Genomic DNA, 16,730 nt, shown 5'->3' on the forward strand with positions numbered 1-16,730 from the left:
AATCGCGACCATCCTGACCAGCCAATGGTTGCAGGGTGCAAATACCCTCCCTATATACGCTCCGAACCGTCGAAGGCACGTGGTCTTCGATGTCAACAGATCGGGGCAGGATGCCGAAACGGGTCCGCGCCTCGTGTCATCGCCTTAGATTCAAAGAGGGATCGAAACATGTCCAAAGTAATCGGTATTGACCTTGGCACCACCAACAGCTGCATCGCCATCATGGATGGCAGCCAGCCGCGCGTAATCGAAAACGCCGAAGGCGCGCGCACAACGCCGTCGATCGTCGCCTTCACCGACGATGAGCGCCTTGTCGGCCAGCCGGCGAAACGCCAGGCGGTCACCAACCCAGAAAACACTGTCTTTGGCGTTAAGCGCCTGATCGGCCGCCGCAACGACGATGCGGATCTGGCCAAAGACAAAAAGAACATGCCATTCAACGTCATTGATGGCGGCAACGGCGACGCATGGGTCGAAGCCCGTGGTGAGAAATACTCCCCAAGCCAAATCTCAGCCTTCATCCTTGGTAAGATGAAAGAAACCGCAGAGAGCTATCTGGGTGAGGAAGTCACGCAGGCCGTTATCACCGTGCCCGCATACTTCAACGACGCCCAGCGTCAGGCCACCAAAGACGCCGGCAAGATCGCCGGTCTCGAAGTGCTGCGGATCATCAACGAGCCGACAGCTGCCGCGCTGGCCTACGGTCTCGACAAAGAGAACACGCAAACCATCGCGGTCTATGACCTTGGCGGCGGTACATTCGATGTGACCATCCTTGAGATCGATGACGGCCTCTTCGAAGTGAAATCCACCAACGGCGACACGTTCCTTGGTGGTGAAGACTTTGACATGCGCATCGTCAACTACCTTGCGGATGAGTTCAAAAAGGCCAACGGCGTTGACCTGACGCAAGACAAGATGGCCCTGCAGCGTCTGAAAGAAGCTGCCGAGAAAGCAAAGATCGAACTGTCTTCCTCCAGCCAGACCGAGATCAACCAGCCCTTCATCTCGATGGGCAAAGACGGCTCGCCGCTGCACATGGTGATGAAGCTGACCCGCGCCAAGCTGGAAAGCCTTGTGGGTGACCTGATCAAAGCGTCGATGAAGCCCTGCGCCGCAGCGCTGAAGGATGCCGGTCTCTCGGCTTCCGACATCGACGAAGTCGTGCTGGTCGGTGGTATGACCCGGATGCCGAAAGTCGCAGAAGAAGTGACCAAGTTCTTCGGTAAAGAGCCGCACAAGGGTGTGAACCCTGACGAAGTTGTGGCCCTTGGTGCCGCCATTCAGGCCGGTGTTCTGCAAGGCGACGTGAAAGACGTGGTTCTGCTGGACGTGACACCGCTGTCCTTGGGCATTGAGACCCTTGGTGGTGTCTTCACCCGCCTGATCGACCGTAACACCACGATCCCGACGAAAAAGTCTCAGGTCTTCTCGACCGCCGAAGACAACCAGAACGCTGTGACCATTCGGGTTTTCCAAGGTGAGCGTGAGATGGCTGCCGACAACAAGATGCTCGGTGCCTTCAACCTTGAGAACATCCCGCCTGCCCCACGCGGCATGCCGCAGATCGAAGTGACCTTTGACATCGACGCCAACGGCATCGTGTCGGTTGGCGCGCTCGACAAAGGCACCGGCAAAGAGCAGAAGATCACGATCCAAGCCTCGGGTGGTCTGTCGGATGCGGATATCGACAAGATGGTGAAAGACGCCGAAGAAAATGCCGAGGCGGACAAATCCCGCCGCGAGCTGATCGAAGCGAAAAACCAAGCGGAATCGCTGATCCACTCGACCGAAAAGTCGCTGGAAGAGCATTCCGACAAGGTTGACCCGACCACCGTCGAAGCGATCGAACTGGCCATTGCCGCGTTGAAAGACGAACTGGAAACCGACAACGCCGACAAGATCAAATCCGGCATCCAGAACGTCACTGAATCGGCCATGAAACTGGGCGAAGCTATCTATAAGAACGCTCAGGAAGAAGGCAACGACGATACGGCGCAGCCTTCGGATGCTCAGCAATCGCAGGGTGGCGACGATGACATCCTCGACGCCGAGTTCGAAGATCTGGACGACGACAAGCGCGCGTAAGCGTGAAACGGAACCTGTGAAAGGGCCGGTCCGTCAGACGGGCCGGCCCATCACGTTCCAGCGCAGGAGCATGATAACCCATGGCAAAACGTGACTACTACGAGGTGCTTGGCGTTGCCAAAGGGGCCTCTGCCGACGAGATCAAGAAGGCCTACCGCAGCAAGGTCAAAGACCTTCACCCCGACCGCAACAAAGACAATCCAAACGCCGAAGCCCAGTTCAAAGAAGTGGGTGAAGCGTATGACGTGCTGAAAAGCGACGACAAGAAAGCGGCCTATGATCGCTACGGCCACGCCGCCTTTGAAGGTGGCATGGGCGGCGGGCGACCCGGCGGCGGCATGGGCGGCGGTCAGGGCGATTTCTCTTCGGCCTTTTCCGACGTCTTTGACGATCTTTTCGGTGACTTCATGGGCCAACGTGGGGGTGGCGGCGGACGCCGTGCCGCACGCGGTGCCGACTTGCGCTACAACCTGCGCATCTCGCTCGAAGATGCTTTCTCGGGCATGCAAAAGTCGATCACCGTTCCGGCCTCTGTCCAGTGCGACTCCTGTGATGGCAGCGGTGCCGAGGGCGGCGCAGAGCCTTCGACCTGTCCCACCTGTTCGGGCATGGGCAAGGTGCGCGCACAGCAGGGTTTCTTCACTGTTGAACGCACCTGCCCCACCTGTTCCGGCATGGGTCAGATCGTCAAGAACCCCTGCAAGAAATGCCGCGGTGCGGGCCGTGTTGAGAAAGAGCGCACGCTCTCGGTCAACATCCCCGCAGGCGTTGAAACCGGCACCCGCATCCGGTTGGCCGGTGAGGGCGAAGCGGGCATGCGCGGGGGGCCGTCGGGTGATCTCTATATCTTTATCGAGGTGGCCGAACATGAGCTCTTTGAGCGTGACGGGCCGAACCTTTTCTGCCGCGTTCCCGTGTCGATGAGCACGGCCGCCTTGGGTGGCAATATCGAAGTGCCCACCATCGACGGTGGGCGTGGCCGCGTGCAGATCCCTGCAGGCAGCCAATCGGGTCGCCAAATGCGTCTGCGTGGCAAGGGCATGCCCCCGCTGCGAGGCGGTGGCGTCGGTGACATGATCATCGAACTGGCGGTGGAAACCCCGGTGAACCTGACCAACAGACAGAAAGAACTGCTGCGGGAGTTTGAGGGCGAAGCCCAGAACAACAACCCGGAAAGCAGCAATTTCTTCTCTTCCGTCAAATCCTTCTGGGATTCGATGAAGGGTTAAATTTGGCCGGGTGAGGCGTATCGCGCGCCTCACCCGCACCCCTAGGTGCACAAGGTAAATAGGACGTCAAAACCCTGTTAACCGAATCCTAACCACCTTCGCGCAAGACTCTGGTCATGACCCGTGCCCCGAGAACCTTGGCTGATCAGCCCCTTCCCTTCCTGATGGATGAAGCGCGCAGACCGCCGTCCAATACGGGCAAACAACCCTCTTATATTGCAGACCACCGCCAGCGCCTCCGCAGCCGTTTTGTCCATGGGGGCGCAGCCGCCATCCCGGATTATGAGATGCTGGAGCTTGTTCTTTTCCGCGCCATCCCCCGCCGTGATGTCAAACCGCTGGCGCGTGAACTTCTGGACCGGTTCGGTGATTTTAACCGCGTCATCACAGCCCCAGCCACCCGCCTGCGCGATATCAAAGGTGTTGGCGAAGCGGTGATTGTCGAGCTCAAGATCGTTGAGGCTGCGGCCCAGCGGCTGGCCCGGGCGAAGGTGCTACAGCGGCATATCGTGTCCTCTTGGGACGCTCTGCTGGACTATTGCCACACCACCATGGCCCATCTGGAGATGGAGCAGTTTCGCGTGCTCTACCTAGACCGCAAGAACATCCTCATCGCGGATGAGGAACAGGCAAAAGGCACGGTCGATCATGTCCCGGTCTATCCGCGCGAGGTTGCAAAACGCGCGCTTGAACTGAACGCCAGCGCGATCATCCTCGTCCACAATCACCCCTCGGGCGACCCCAGCCCGTCACGCTCAGACATCGACATGACCCGGCAGGTCGCCGCCGCCTGTGACGCCTTGGGACTGACCCTGCATGACCACCTGATCATCGGCAAATCGCGCGAGCTGAGTTTTCGGAGCGAAGGACACCTGTAAGGCCCGCGCTCCTCAGCGCACCCAAACCTCGACCCGCCGGTTGGCCTGTCGGCCCCATTCGCTGTCATCGCAGGCAATCGGCATCGCCTCGCCAAAGGCATCTACCCGCAGATCGATCCGCGACAGGTTGGCGGTCACCGCGGCGGCGCTGACGGCACGTTGCACTGCCTCGGCCCGGCGCAGCGCGATCTCGCGGTTGGCCCTCGCTACGCCCTCTCCATCGCTGAAGCCCACGAACATCAACCGCCGCGCGTCATATTGCCCCTGCTCCAGCGCCCGCGCCAATTGCTGAACGTTAGAGCGCGACTGCGCGTCAAGCCGGATCGAGCCTGCCTCGAACCGGAAAGAGGTCGTCAGCCGCGCCATCGGCACCAACGTCGCCGTCATGCGCTGCAATTCTTCCAGCGGGGTTTCGATCCCCGCCGTGATAATGGCATTGGCAAAGCGGTTGCCCTGTTCCTCTACCGGGATTTCTTCGGGCGTCTGATCCACGAACCCGGCCCTACGGATCACGATCTGCGCCGAGGGGCCGCGGGTAAAGGCCAGAAACTCGCGTGTGATCAGCGGCAGCCGGCGCGCCGGGAAATAGAGGAACATCGGCGCGGTCAGCGGGTAATCTTCGGTTTTGATCGTGCGCCGCGCGGCATCCAGCGCAAAGCCACAGTTGCCGCCAAGGGTCAGCACCTCGGTCCCGCCCTGTTCGGCATAGCTGGTGATCCCAAGGGCAAAGACATCCCGCGCGACCGCCTCAGCCAGCGCGTCGGGCATGGTGTGGCGCGTGACATCGCCGCTCAGTTCCAGCCCGGCGGGCGTTAATACCTGATCCACAATGGCTTGGCTCAAGCCGCTGTCGGCGGTGGGCAGATGCAGTTCAATGGGCGCGTCCGGCCCGCCAAGGCGCTGCCAGTTCTTAATCTCACCGGAAAACACCCGGGCCAAGGTCAACGGCGAGATCTGTTTCACCGGATTGGACGGGGCAACCACAGGCACCACCGCATCAAGCGCCAGCACCCGGCTGCGATTGGCGCCGGTCAGATCGCCCAGCCCCAACTCGCGGGCATTTATCCGCTCCTCGCGGCGCACTTCGCGCAGGGCCATCACCACATCGGCCTCATCCGCCAGAAGATCGGCAAAGCCTTCGTTGGTGTTGGTCGCCCGGAAATCAAATCGCGCAGCCAGTTTGCCATCATCCTGACGCGAAAGCAGAAGCGCGAAACGTCCGCCTTCTCCGTCTTCGCGGTTGACCGTATAGCCCTGCCGCGCCGCGAAGGCTTCGATCAGCGCGGGCATCAGCACCGCCCCCATGGTCGCCGAGCCCGAGAACCGCACCTCGGCCACGAAATCCTCAAGGTTGGGGCAACCCGGCCCGGCGCAGGACACGCCACTGCTGTCGACGGTCAGCTCGCCGTAGTCGGTTTCGACCCGATAGAATTCGCCGTCAAAACCCAGCAAAGTGCCGCTGAGTTCAACACTGCCATCGCGCGAGGTCAGCGCGATATCCTGCGCCGCGCCCGTAACCGCCGTAAAAAGCAAAAGTGCGGCGCTGATCGCCGCACGTTTCAACCCGTTCATCAAGACCTACCCGGTTGCGTCAGTTCTGCGCGACTTTCAGGTCTTGGAGCAAATTATTCAACACCAGAAAGTTGCCAACCGCATCACACTCCGGCACGGCGAGGGTCAAGTTCTGGGTTTTCACCGGATCGTCGCCACGCAATTCCAGCGCCTGCGCTTCGATCTCAAGCCCGCAGTTGGCCTCGCTCACCTCGGCCTCAACACTGAGTGCGACATCGCCCTCCTGCGCCGCTTTGGCGACCGGGAAGCTATAGACTTCGGCCATCAACGGCTCAGCGGTGTCGGTGTCGCCATTGCGGGTCATGAAGCCGCCTTCGCCCAGCACAGCAGCGGTCATATCGCGCGGGGCGCCGGACCAGACATGGCCCGCATCGCCGTAATCCGCGCCGAACTCACGGGCGTGAAGCTCAAACCCCGCGGTGCCTTTCCATTGCAGCACGACACGGTTGAAATCAGACAATTCGGGCACAGTGGTCTGCGCCACAGCGCCGTCACCATTGCCAAAGGCAAGGATGAAAACAGCCTCTTCCGCGAGGGCCGGGACGGAGACGGACAACCGCCCTTTGTCATCGGTGACTTCGGTAAAGATCATGCCGTTGTGGTGCACGGTCAGCCGTTCATTCGGCAGACAGGCCGCATCCAAGCTGAGCTTCACCATCGCGGCGGCCACGGCGTCTGCAGTGGCGATGATATCGCAGGTCGCGGGGATCGCGGTGCTGTGGCTCTCAGGTGCGGGCGGCAGGCTTTGAGGGGCTGCGGCTTTGACCACCCGGTCATCCAGCGTCGGCAATGCGATGGGACTGTCCAGCGCGGCAGAGGTCAGGGTGATGCCCTCAACTTCGAGCAGCGCGCCATTGTCGGCCACCAGACGCTGCGCCTCAGCCGCGCCATAACGCTGCTGCGCCGTGTCAGAGCTTTGCATGACATAGCCGATGCCCACGGCACAGGTGAGAGTGCCAACAGCCGTCAGAATTTCTTTAGTGCGCCACATGACAAGTCTCCTTCAACGGATTCGTTAGAGACTTTATGAGCGGGGATCAGGGCCGGGGTATGGCCCTGAAACGCCAAGTTATGGGCGAAAAGATGTCGCGGCTCAGGTGATCTGGCCGTGGCAGTGCTTGAACTTCTTGCCAGAACCGCAGGGGCAGAGATCGTTCCGGCCCGGGTTGCCCCATGTGGACGGATCGTTTTCGTCAAAGCCCGGTGCGGCAGCCTCGGCCTGCTCAGATGCCTCATCTGCGGCCTCGGTGGCAGCGGCCTGCATGGCGGCCTGACGGGTGGCCATTTCCTGCATCATCTCGCGACGCTGCTCTTCGCTCATCGGTTGGATTTGCCCCAGTTTCTGGGTCACGTCCTGCCGCAGACTGTCGAGCATCGTCTCGAACAGTTGGAAGGCTTCGTTTTTATACTCGTTCAGCGGATCGCGCTGCGCGTAGCTGCGAAAGCCCACGACCGACCGCAGATGCTCCAGCGTCAGCAGGTGGTCGCGCCATTTGGTGTCGATGGCCTGCAACAACAACTGTTTCTCGATGTTGCGCATGTTCTCTTCACCGAAAGCCTCGGCCTTTTTGGCCATCAGCTCATCCGTGGCCTGCATCAGACGTTCGCGGATCACGTCATCATCCACACCGTCTTCTTCGCACCATGCGATGATCGGCACATCGACGTTCAACTGTTCGATCACCGCGGCATAGAAACCTTGGGTGTCCCACTGATCGGCGTAGGTTTTGGGCGGCATATAGGTGTCGATCAGATCGTCGATCACCTGCTCGCGCATGTCGGTGACGATCTCATTGAGGTTGTCCGCCTCCATGATCTCGCGGCGCTGGCCAAAGATCACTTTACGCTGCTCGTTCATCACGTCGTCGAACTTCAACAGCTGCTTGCGGATGTCAAAGTTGCGGCCCTCGACCTTCGCCTGCGCGCGCTCCAGCGATTTGTTCACCCAAGGGTGCACGATGGCTTCGCCTTCTTTCAGGCCCAGCGTGGTCAGCACCTTCTCCAGCCGTTCCGAGCCGAAGATACGCATCAAGTCATCTTCGAGCGACAGGAAGAAAGAGGTGCGGCCCGGATCGCCCTGACGGCCCGAACGGCCCCGCAACTGGTTGTCGATGCGGCGGCTCTCGTGACGCTCGGACGCCAGTACGTAAAGGCCACCGGCCTCTAGGACCTTTTGCTTTTCCTCGGCGTGCTGCGCTTCGATCTGGGCGCGGATGTTGGCCGGATCGGCCTCCGGATCGGCATCCAGCGCGTCGAGCACTTTCAGCTCGACGTTGCCGCCCAGCTGAATGTCGGTGCCGCGGCCCGCCATGTTGGTGGCGATGGTCACGGCGCCCAGCTTGCCCGCTTCGGCGATGATCTGCGCTTCTTGCTCGTGCTGGCGGGCGTTGAGCACGTTATGCTCGATCCCGTCGGCGGTCAGCATGGCGCTGAGCTGTTCAGACTTTTCGATCGAGGTGGTGCCGACAAGACAAGGCTGACCCTTGGCGTGGGCTTCCTTCACCTTTTCAATCATCGCCTCGTATTTTTCGCGCGCGGTGCGGTAAACGGCATCGTCTTCGTCGACACGGGCAATCGGCACGTTGGTCGGCACTTCGACAACGCCAAGGCCGTAAATCTCGGCGAATTCCTCGGCTTCGGTCAGGGCCGTCCCGGTCATGCCGCCCAGTTTGTTGTAAAGACGGAAGTAGTTCTGGAAGGTAACGCTTGCGAGGGTCACGTTCTCGGGCTGGATTTCAACGCCCTCTTTGGCCTCAATCGCTTGGTGCAGACCATCCGACAAGCGGCGGCCCGGCATCATGCGGCCCGTGAATTCGTCGATCAGCGTGACCGCACCATCGCGGACGATGTAATCTTTGTCGCGCTGGAACAGCTTGTGCGCGCGCAGACCTTGGTTGACGTGGTGCACGATGGTCGTGCTTTCGGGATCATAAAGGGTCATCCCCTCTTCGATCAGATCACGGGCGCGCAGTTGCTCTTCGAGGAACTCGTTGCCCTCATCGGTGAAGGTCACATTGCGGGTTTTCTCGTCCAGCTCGTAATGCTCATCGGTCAGCGAGGGGATCAGCGCGTCGATGATCTGATACATCTCCGAGCGGTCCTGCGAGGGGCCAGAGATAATCAGCGGCGTCCGCGCTTCGTCGATCAGGATACTGTCGACCTCGTCCACGATGGCAAAGTTATGCCCGCGCTGCAGCATGTCCGACAGGTTCGACTTCATGTTGTCGCGCAGATAGTCGAAGCCCAACTCGTTGTTGGTCGCATAAGTAACGTCGCAGGCATAGGCCGCGCGCTTTTGGTCTTCGGGCATGCCGGAATAGGCGACCCCGGTGGTCAGACCCAACGCGCCAAAGACTTTGCCCATCCATTCGGCGTCACGTTTGGCGAGGTATTCGTTCACCGTCACCACATGCACGCCTTTATGCGTGAGCCCGTTGAGGTAGGCCGCGAAGGTCGCGGTCAGGGTCTTGCCCTCACCGGTCTTCTGCTCGGCGATATTGCCCTGATGCAGGAAAATCCCGCCCAGAAGCTGGGTGTCGAAGGCGCGCAGGCCAAGGGTGCGGCGCGCAGCCTCGCGGCAGTTGGCAAAGGCTTCGGGCAGCAGATCGTCAAGGTCCTCGCCCGCATTGGCCCGTTTGGCCAACTCTTCCGTGCGCAGCTTGATCTCGTCGTCGCTTAGCTTTTCGAATTCAGGCTCCAGCGCATTGATCCGTGCCACAAGCGGACGGGTCGCCTTGATCATCCGGTCGTTTGGCGTGCCAAAGACCTTTTTGGCGATTGTTCCGATACCCAGCATGTAATCTCCCGCCGAAGTTATGATGTCTTGCGCCGATCTGGTTGCCGAGCGCCATGGCAGCCCATAGATAGTGGATGAGCCCGCGCCTCTCAGCGCCATAAGGCGATGTAAGGGGCGTGCCATACACTGTCAATGTAGCAGCCCTGCTACGAACGAAGCGATTGGACCCAACCATGCAAAAACCCCTCACTTTTCTGTCGTCTTTGGCGCTTGCCGCCGCTGTGGCGCTGCCTGTAGCCGCCCAAGACGAACCGGGTGTCGACACGGTTGTTGCCACCGTCAACGACACTGAAATCACGCTTGGCCATATGCTCGTGGCGCGTGCCACCCTGCCCCAGCAGTATCAGCAACTGCCTGATGACGTGCTGTTCCAAGGGATCCTCGATCAGCTTGTGCAGCAGACAGCCCTTGCCGACAGCTTTACTGGCGAATTGCCGCCGCGCGTGACCCTGTCGATCGAAAACGAGACACGCTCGCTCACCGCTGGTGAGGCGATCGAAGGCGTTATGGCCGAAGATGTCAGCGACGAAGAACTGCAAGCCGCCTATGACGCGCAGTACAAAGACGCCGAGCCTGAGCAGGAATTCAACGCCTCGCATATCCTTGTCGAAAGCAAGGAAGAAGCCGACGCGATCAAGGTTGAACTCGACGGCGGTGCGGACTTTGCCGAAGTTGCCAAAGAAAAATCGACCGGCCCCTCCGGCCCCGGTGGCGGTTCCTTGGGTTGGTTTGGCCCCGGCATGATGGTCCCCGCCTTTGAAGAAGCCGTCGCCGGCATGGAAGCAGGTGGCGTGTCTGAGCCGGTGGAAACCCAGTTCGGTTGGCATGTTATCAAGCTGAACGAGACCCGCACCGGCGAAGCGCCCGCGCTTGAAGACGTGCGCGAAGAGCTTGAGACCCAAGTGCGCCAGACCAAAGTGCAGGAAGCCATCGAAAGCCTGACCGAGGCCGCCGAGGTTGACCGCAGCGCCGCCGAAGGCATCGACCCAACTGTTCTTAAAAACATTGAATGGCTGAACTGACCCATGGGTAAATCACTGGCTGTCTCGCCGCTCGCCCCGGCCCGTTTTCCCGACCTTCCGGTTATTGACGGCGTGACATTCGCCACCATCGCTGCTGGCGTCCGCTATCAAGGGCGCACCGATGTGATGTTGGCGAAGCTGGCACCGGGCAGTGCTGTGGCGGGGGCGTTCACACGCTCTGCCACCCGCGCGGCCCCGGTGCTGGACTGCCAGGCAAAAATCGGCGGTGCCTCGGATGAGGGCGCCGCCATCGTCGTGAACTCCGGCAATGCCAACGCCTTTACCGGGCGGGGCGGCACCGACGCGGTCGAGGCGATTACCGCCGCCGCCGCCGAAGCCTGCGGCGTGCCGCAATCGCGGGTTTTCACGTCGTCCACCGGCGTCATCGGCGAACCCCTGCCCCACGAACGGATCACCGCCGTGCTGGGCGATCTCCACGCGAAACTCGACCCTGCGGGCATCGAAGCCGCCGCGCGGGCCATCATGACAACGGATACTTTCCCCAAAGGCGCCAGCGCGACCGTAGAGATCGACGGCAAAACCGTCTCTATTGCGGGGATCGCCAAAGGCTCGGGCATGATCGCGCCCGATATGGCCACCATGCTGGTCTATATCTTTACCGATGCGGTAATCGCGACAGATGCGCTGCAACACCGCCTTTCGACCCATACCGAGACGACATTCAACTGCATCACCGTCGACAGCGACACCTCAACCTCTGACGCGCTGATCATGGCCGCGACGGGGGCCTCCGGGGTCGAGGTCGCTGACAACGAAGCCTTCGACGCGGCGCTGCGTGACGTGATGATGGACCTTGCACATCAGGTCGTCAAAGACGGCGAAGGCGCGCAGAAATTCGTCGAAGTGGCCGTCACCGGTGCCTCCAACGATGACGAGGCCAAGGTCCACGCCATGGCCATCGCCAATTCGCCGCTGATCAAAACCGCCATTGCTGGTGAAGACCCCAACTGGGGCCGCGTCGTCATGGCCATCGGGAAATCAGGCGCTCCGGCAGACCGCGACCGCCTGTCGATCCGCTTTGGGGATATCGAAGTCGCCCGCGACGGCTGGCGCAGCCCCGACTATTCCGAAGAGGATGCCGCCGCCCATATGAAGGGCCAGAATGTCGTCATCGGCGTTGATCTGGGCCTCGGCGAAGGCCGCTGCACCGTCTGGACCTGTGACCTTACCCACGGCTACATCGACATCAACGCCGACTACCGGTCCTGACCCTATGAAAACAGTGCTCGTTTCCGCGGCGGCCTTGATCGACATCGATGGCCGGGTGCTTTTGGCACAGCGGCCAGAAGGCAAGCCAATGGCGGGCCTATGGGAGTTTCCCGGCGGCAAGATCGAACCCGGTGAAACGCCAGAGGCGGCGTTGATCCGGGAGTTGCACGAAGAGTTGGGGATCGAGACATGGGCATCCTGTCTCGCGCCGCTGACCTTTGCCAGCCACAGCTACAGTGATTTTCATCTGCTGATGCCGCTTTTTGCCTGTCGCAAATGGGGCGGCACCCCGGTTTCGCGCGAAGGGCAGACCCTGAAATGGGTACGTCCCAATGAAATGCGCGGCTATCCGATGCCCGAAGCAGACGTGCCGCTCATATCAATATTGCGTGATTGGCTCTAGCCTAGAGTGGCAGAATTGCACTAGTGATCCCCAATCACTCAGCATGTTGCGGATTTTTTAACCCAAAGCGCACCATCCTGAGGCAGAGTTGTAACATCTGTATGAAAGGGTGCCGACATGTTGAGAACCATCGCAATCGGAAGTTCCATTTACGTTCAGGGTATTTTTGTAAAAATGTTGGCGGGCGGTCGCATGGCTGTTCAAGTCGACGGTAAGATTTTCGAAGGCAGACCAGTCTGAAAAATCTGGGCGGAACGCCTATTTAGGTGAACAAATAGGCGTTCCACCGCGTTTCCCCTGAGCATTTGGCAGGGGATTTTATGTCATCGAAGCGCGCTATTGTCATCCTGAACCGCGGTTCGGGCCGTCAAAACGGTGACCAAGCCGAAAGCACCATCCGATCCGCCTTTGCGCGGCACGGGATCACGGCAGAATTCATTCACATCGACAAACGGAATGATCCGGCCAGTGCAGCCCGGCAGGCTTTGTCTCAGCCTGAAGGCATCATTGCCGTGGCTGGGGGGGATGGCACGATCTCTGGCGTGTCCTCGGCCATGAAGGATCAGGACCGCCCGCTTGGCATCATCCCGCAGGGCACCTTCAACTATTTCGCGCGGTCGATGGGCATCCCAGAAGATCTTCAAGAGGCGGTTGATGTCATCGCAGGCGGCGAAAGCCGCGCGGTGCATGTGGCGACGATCAACGGTGAGACCTTTTTGAACAATGCCAGCATCGGCGCCTACCCGGCAATCCTCAAGACACGGGAGGGCATCTATCGCCGCTGGGGCCGCAGTCGGATCGCCGCTTATTGGTCGGTGATCAAAGCCTTGATAGATTTTCGCACGTCGCTCAAGCTGACCATTGTGGTCGACGGCAAAGAGACCGAGCTCCGCACCCCGCTTGTATTTGCCATCAACAACGCCTTTCAATTGGATCAAATGGGTCTGGCCGGGCAAGACTGTATCGCGCGCGGCGATATGGTGCTGCTGGTCGCCCCCGATACCTACCGCTTTGGCCTGCTGCGCCATGCGGTGGCGTTGGCCACGGGCATGGCGAAACATCATACCGATTATGAAATGCTCTGCGGGTCCGAGATCGAAATTCGCATGAAACAGCGCAAACGATATGTCGCGCGGGATGGAGAGATTGCGGTAATGAAGGGCCCCTATAGGCTCACCCGTGCGACCTCGCCCATCCATATTTTCGTCCCGCGCGCCTCTGGAAAGGACGTGCGATGAGCCGCTTGATCCACTTATCCGACCTGCACTTCGGCAAGGACCGGCCCGACCTTCTTATGCCCTTGTTGGAGGCCGTGAACGGTTATGACCCCGATCTGGTGATCATCTCGGGTGATCTGACCCAACGGGCGAGGGAAAAGGAATACCGTGCGGCGCGGGCCTTTATAGACCGGATCAATGCGCCTGTCTTGAGCGTGCCGGGCAACCACGATATCCCCCTGCACCGCCCCTTTACCCGGTTCTTGGCCCCTTGGCGTTACTACCGGCGCTGGATCCATCACGATCTGACCCCGGTGCACGAAGGCGCGGATTTCGTCGCTGTGGGGATCAACACCGTCGACCGCTTCAAATGGCAGACCGGCAAACTGGGCCTGCGCCGTTTGGGGCGGGCCTGCCGTGCCCTCTCGCGCGGCGGAAAGAACACGTTGCGCATTGCGGTATGCCACCACCCGCTGGATCACCCCAATGAAACCCACAAGCGGCCCATTCCGGGCGCGCAGCGGGCCTTGAAACGGCTTCTGGACTGCGGCGCGGACCTGATCCTGTCAGGCCATCTGCACATCTGGCACGCAGGCACCTTTGCCCACCCGGCACCGGAGCATGACGGCCATCTAGCGATCCAGTTGCACGCGGGCACCAGCCTGTCGTCGCGACAGCGGGGGGAGCCGAATGATTTCAATTTGATCGATATCTCGCCCCTACACGTCAACCTTGCGCGGATCAGCTTTGACGACGGCAAAAAGGCCTTCACAAAAGCAGAGGCCCGGCAATTTGACCGGGCCTCTGGGGAATTTGTCTTGTAAGCGCTTGGCTTAGGCCAATGTGCGGGTCACTTCTTCGCGCTCGAAAATCTCGATCACATCGTCGGGACGAATGTCATCGTAGTTCTCGAATGCCATGCCGCATTCCTGACCGGACTGAACCTCGGGCACTTCGTCTTTGAAGCGCTTGAGCGTTTTCAGCGTGCCTTCGTGGATCACGACGTTGTCGCGCAGCAGACGCACACCGGCGCTGCGGCGGGCGACGCCCTCGGTGACCAGACAGCCTGCGACTTTGCCCACACCGGTGACCTTGAAGACTTCTTTGATGTTGGCATAGCCAATGAAGTTCTCTTTGATCTCGGCACTCAGCAGGCCGCTCGCAGCCGCTTTCACGTCATCCACAAGGTCATAGATGACCGAGTAGTAGCGGATTTCGACGCCCTTCTGGTTCGCGGTGTTCCGCGCCGATGCATTGGCACGCACGTTGAAACCCATGATCGGTGCGCCGGAAGCTTCGGCCAGACCGACATCCGTCTCGGTGATCGCGCCCACACCGGAGTGCAGAACCCGAACGCGGACTTCGTCGTTGCCGATTTTCTCCATCGCTTGAACGATCGCTTCGGCAGAACCCTGCACGTCGGCTTTGACCAAGATCGGCAGCTCGCTGACGTCTTCGTTCGCCTTGGCATTGGCCATAAGCTGTTCCAGCGTCGTCGCAGCACCAGCAGCGGCACGTTTGTCCTTAGCTGCATTGGCGCGGTATTCAGCGATTTCGCGGGCCTGCGCTTCGGTTTCGGTCACGTTCAATACGTCACCGGCCTCTGGCGTGCCGTTGATGCCAAGCACCTCAACCGGCACCGATGGCCCGGCTTCTTTGACGCGCTCGCCTTGGTCGTTGATCAGCGCACGGACCTTGCCGTATTGCTCACCCACGACAAAGATATCGCCCTGACGCAGCGTGCCGTTCTGAACCAGCACGGTCGCCACGGGGCCGCGGCCCACGTCCAGCTGCGCTTCGATCACCGCGCCCACAGCGGCCCGGTTCGGGTTCGCCTTGAGTTCGAGGATTTCAGACTGCAGCGCGATGGCTTCGAGCAGTTCGTCCAGACCTTGGCCCGTTGCGGCCGAGACTTCGACATCCTGCACATCACCGGACATCTTCTCGACGATGACTTCGTGCTGAAGCAGATCGGTACGGACTTTGTCGGGATTGGCGGCAGGTTTGTCGATCTTGTTGATTGCCACGATCATCGGCACTTTGGCCGCTTTCGCGTGGGCAATCGCCTCGATCGTCTGTGGCATCACGGCGTCATCCGCCGCGACCACCAGAACCACGATATCCGTTACCTGAGCCCCGCGCGAACGCATGGAGGTAAAGGCCGCGTGGCCGGGTGTGTCGAGGAAGGACAGCACCGCACCATTGTCGGTCGTGACCTGATAGGCACCGATGTGCTGGGTGATCCCGCCGGCTTCGCCAGCAACCACTTTCGCATTACGGATCGCGTCGAGCAGCGATGTTTTACCGTGGTCAACGTGGCCCATGATCGTGATGACCGGGGGGCGACCTTGCAGGTCTTCGGGCTTGTCTACGATCTCTTTGATGACATCTTCGACATCAGAGTCGCTGACGCGCACAACCTTGTGGCCAAACTCTTCGATGATGAGTTCAGCGGTATCCGCGTCGATGGTTTCATTCTGCGTGACCATCATGCCGTTCTGCATCAGCGCTTTTACAACAGCGCCGGTCTTTTCGGCCATACGGTTGGCAAGCTCGGATACAACAATTGCCGGGGGCAGATTGACGTTGCGCACGATCTTCTCGCGCTCAACCTGACCACCCATCGCTTTTTGACGGGCACGTTCCTGCTTGCGCTTCATCTGCGCCATGGAACGTTGACGGCCACCTTCGCCACCGGCGAGTGCCTGATTGACGGTCAGCTTGCCCGCGCGGCGGCTGTCGCCACCTTTGCTGCGCTTCTTGCTGTCGTCGCGGTCACGGTCCGTGGTTTTGCGCGGCGTGGCGGCGGGCGCGGGCTCGCGTGCTGCGGCAGGTTCGGGCGCAGGCGCTGCGGCAGCGGCTTCGGCCTCTGCCTTGCGGCGGGCGTCTTCCTCGGCCTTGGCTTTAAGGCTTTCTTCGCGCTCACGCTCTTCGCGTTCCTTGGCTTCGATCTCGGCCCGGCGGCGCTCACGCTCTTCGGCGCGGGCCTTTTCCTCGGCCTCGCGCGCGGCGGCTTCCTCAACCTCACGAGCTTTGGCGGCCTGAACGGCCTTCAGACGACGCTCCATCTCGGCATCGGTGATGCCTGCGGGGCGCTTCTTGGGATCGCCAATCGGCCCGGCGCCCGGCCCGGTTGGTTTCTGGCCACCCGGCTTGGGCACCACAACACGCTTGCGCTTGGTTTCGACCACAACGTTTTTGGTACGCCCGTGGCTAAAGCTTTGCTTTACATTCCCCGGACGTGCGCCACCGCGCAGACCCAATGTTTTCTTGCCGTCACTATCGCTCATGAAGC

12 protein-coding genes are annotated in these 16,730 nt (G+C 60.5%); 8 read left to right on the forward strand and 4 right to left on the reverse strand.

The genetic code is table 11. The annotated features are described in order from the left end of the window. The first annotated feature begins 168 nt into the window (after window positions 1-168). From dnaK to radC, 3 genes are all read left to right on the forward strand, one after another. Window positions 169-2,088, forward strand: coding sequence for a molecular chaperone DnaK (gene dnaK / locus K3762_RS00100; protein ID WP_067939593.1), 1,920 nt, complete (start codon window positions 169-171; stop codon window positions 2,086-2,088). A gap of 80 nt (window positions 2,089-2,168) precedes the next feature. Next, a complete protein-coding gene (gene dnaJ, locus K3762_RS00105) occupies window positions 2,169-3,317 on the forward strand; it encodes a molecular chaperone DnaJ (protein ID WP_132443934.1) in 1,149 nt (382 codons plus the stop codon). Between the two features lie 164 nt (window positions 3,318-3,481). Beyond that, window positions 3,482-4,195 (forward strand): RadC family protein, encoded by a 714-nt coding sequence (gene radC / locus K3762_RS00110; protein ID WP_240791566.1) that lies wholly within the window; start codon window positions 3,482-3,484, stop codon window positions 4,193-4,195. A gap of 12 nt (window positions 4,196-4,207) precedes the next feature. Here radC and K3762_RS00115 read toward each other — a convergent pair whose 3' ends face one another. The 3 genes from K3762_RS00115 to secA form a co-directional block, all read right to left on the reverse strand. After that, window positions 4,208-5,767: a phosphate ABC transporter substrate-binding/OmpA family protein gene (locus K3762_RS00115; RefSeq protein ID WP_067939590.1), complete on the reverse strand. Its 1,560-nt coding sequence runs from the start codon at window positions 5,765-5,767 to the stop codon at window positions 4,208-4,210. 19 nt (window positions 5,768-5,786) lie between these two features. Continuing rightward, window positions 5,787-6,758 carry a hypothetical protein gene (locus tag K3762_RS00120; protein ID WP_120349765.1) on the reverse strand — a complete coding sequence of 324 codons (972 nt, stop codon included), beginning with the start codon at window positions 6,756-6,758 and terminating at the stop codon, window positions 5,787-5,789. A 102-nt stretch (window positions 6,759-6,860) separates the two neighbouring features. Then, entirely contained in the window at window positions 6,861-9,563 is a 2,703-nt protein-coding gene (secA, locus tag K3762_RS00125) for a preprotein translocase subunit SecA (RefSeq protein WP_132443936.1), read from the reverse strand. Window positions 9,564-9,736: 173 nt separating this feature from the next. On the opposite strand from secA, the gene K3762_RS00130 reads away from it, so the two are divergent. The 5 genes from K3762_RS00130 to K3762_RS00150 all read left to right on the forward strand — a co-directional run bounded on the left by K3762_RS00130 (window position 9,737) and on the right by K3762_RS00150 (window position 14,259). After that, window positions 9,737-10,585, forward strand: coding sequence for a peptidylprolyl isomerase (locus tag K3762_RS00130; protein WP_132443937.1), 849 nt, complete (start codon window positions 9,737-9,739; stop codon window positions 10,583-10,585). Between the two features lie 3 nt (window positions 10,586-10,588). Beyond that, window positions 10,589-11,815 carry a bifunctional glutamate N-acetyltransferase/amino-acid acetyltransferase ArgJ gene (argJ, locus tag K3762_RS00135; RefSeq protein ID WP_132443938.1) on the forward strand — a complete coding sequence of 409 codons (1,227 nt, stop codon included), beginning with the start codon at window positions 10,589-10,591 and terminating at the stop codon, window positions 11,813-11,815. A 4-nt stretch (window positions 11,816-11,819) separates the two neighbouring features. Further along, complete coding sequence (locus tag K3762_RS00140) at window positions 11,820-12,218, forward strand: (deoxy)nucleoside triphosphate pyrophosphohydrolase (protein WP_067627863.1); 399 nt, start codon at window positions 11,820-11,822, stop codon at window positions 12,216-12,218. A 320-nt stretch (window positions 12,219-12,538) separates the two neighbouring features. Further along, window positions 12,539-13,456, forward strand: a complete 918-nt coding sequence (locus K3762_RS00145) for a diacylglycerol kinase family protein (protein WP_132443939.1) — start codon at window positions 12,539-12,541, stop codon at window positions 13,454-13,456. Beyond that, window positions 13,453-14,259, forward strand: a complete 807-nt coding sequence (locus K3762_RS00150; protein ID WP_067627869.1) for a metallophosphoesterase — start codon at window positions 13,453-13,455, stop codon at window positions 14,257-14,259. The genes K3762_RS00145 and K3762_RS00150 overlap by 4 nt, the downstream gene beginning before the upstream one ends. Window positions 14,260-14,268: 9 nt before the next feature. Here K3762_RS00150 and infB read toward each other — a convergent pair whose 3' ends face one another. After that, window positions 14,269-16,725, reverse strand: coding sequence for a translation initiation factor IF-2 (gene infB / locus K3762_RS00155; RefSeq protein ID WP_260010788.1), 2,457 nt, complete (start codon window positions 16,723-16,725; stop codon window positions 14,269-14,271). Between the last annotated feature and the right edge of the window lie 5 nt (window positions 16,726-16,730).

It is taken from the genome of Sulfitobacter sp. W074 (assembly GCF_025142275.1).
In the GTDB taxonomy this organism is placed as follows: Bacteria; Pseudomonadota; Alphaproteobacteria; order Rhodobacterales; family Rhodobacteraceae; genus Sulfitobacter; species Sulfitobacter profundi.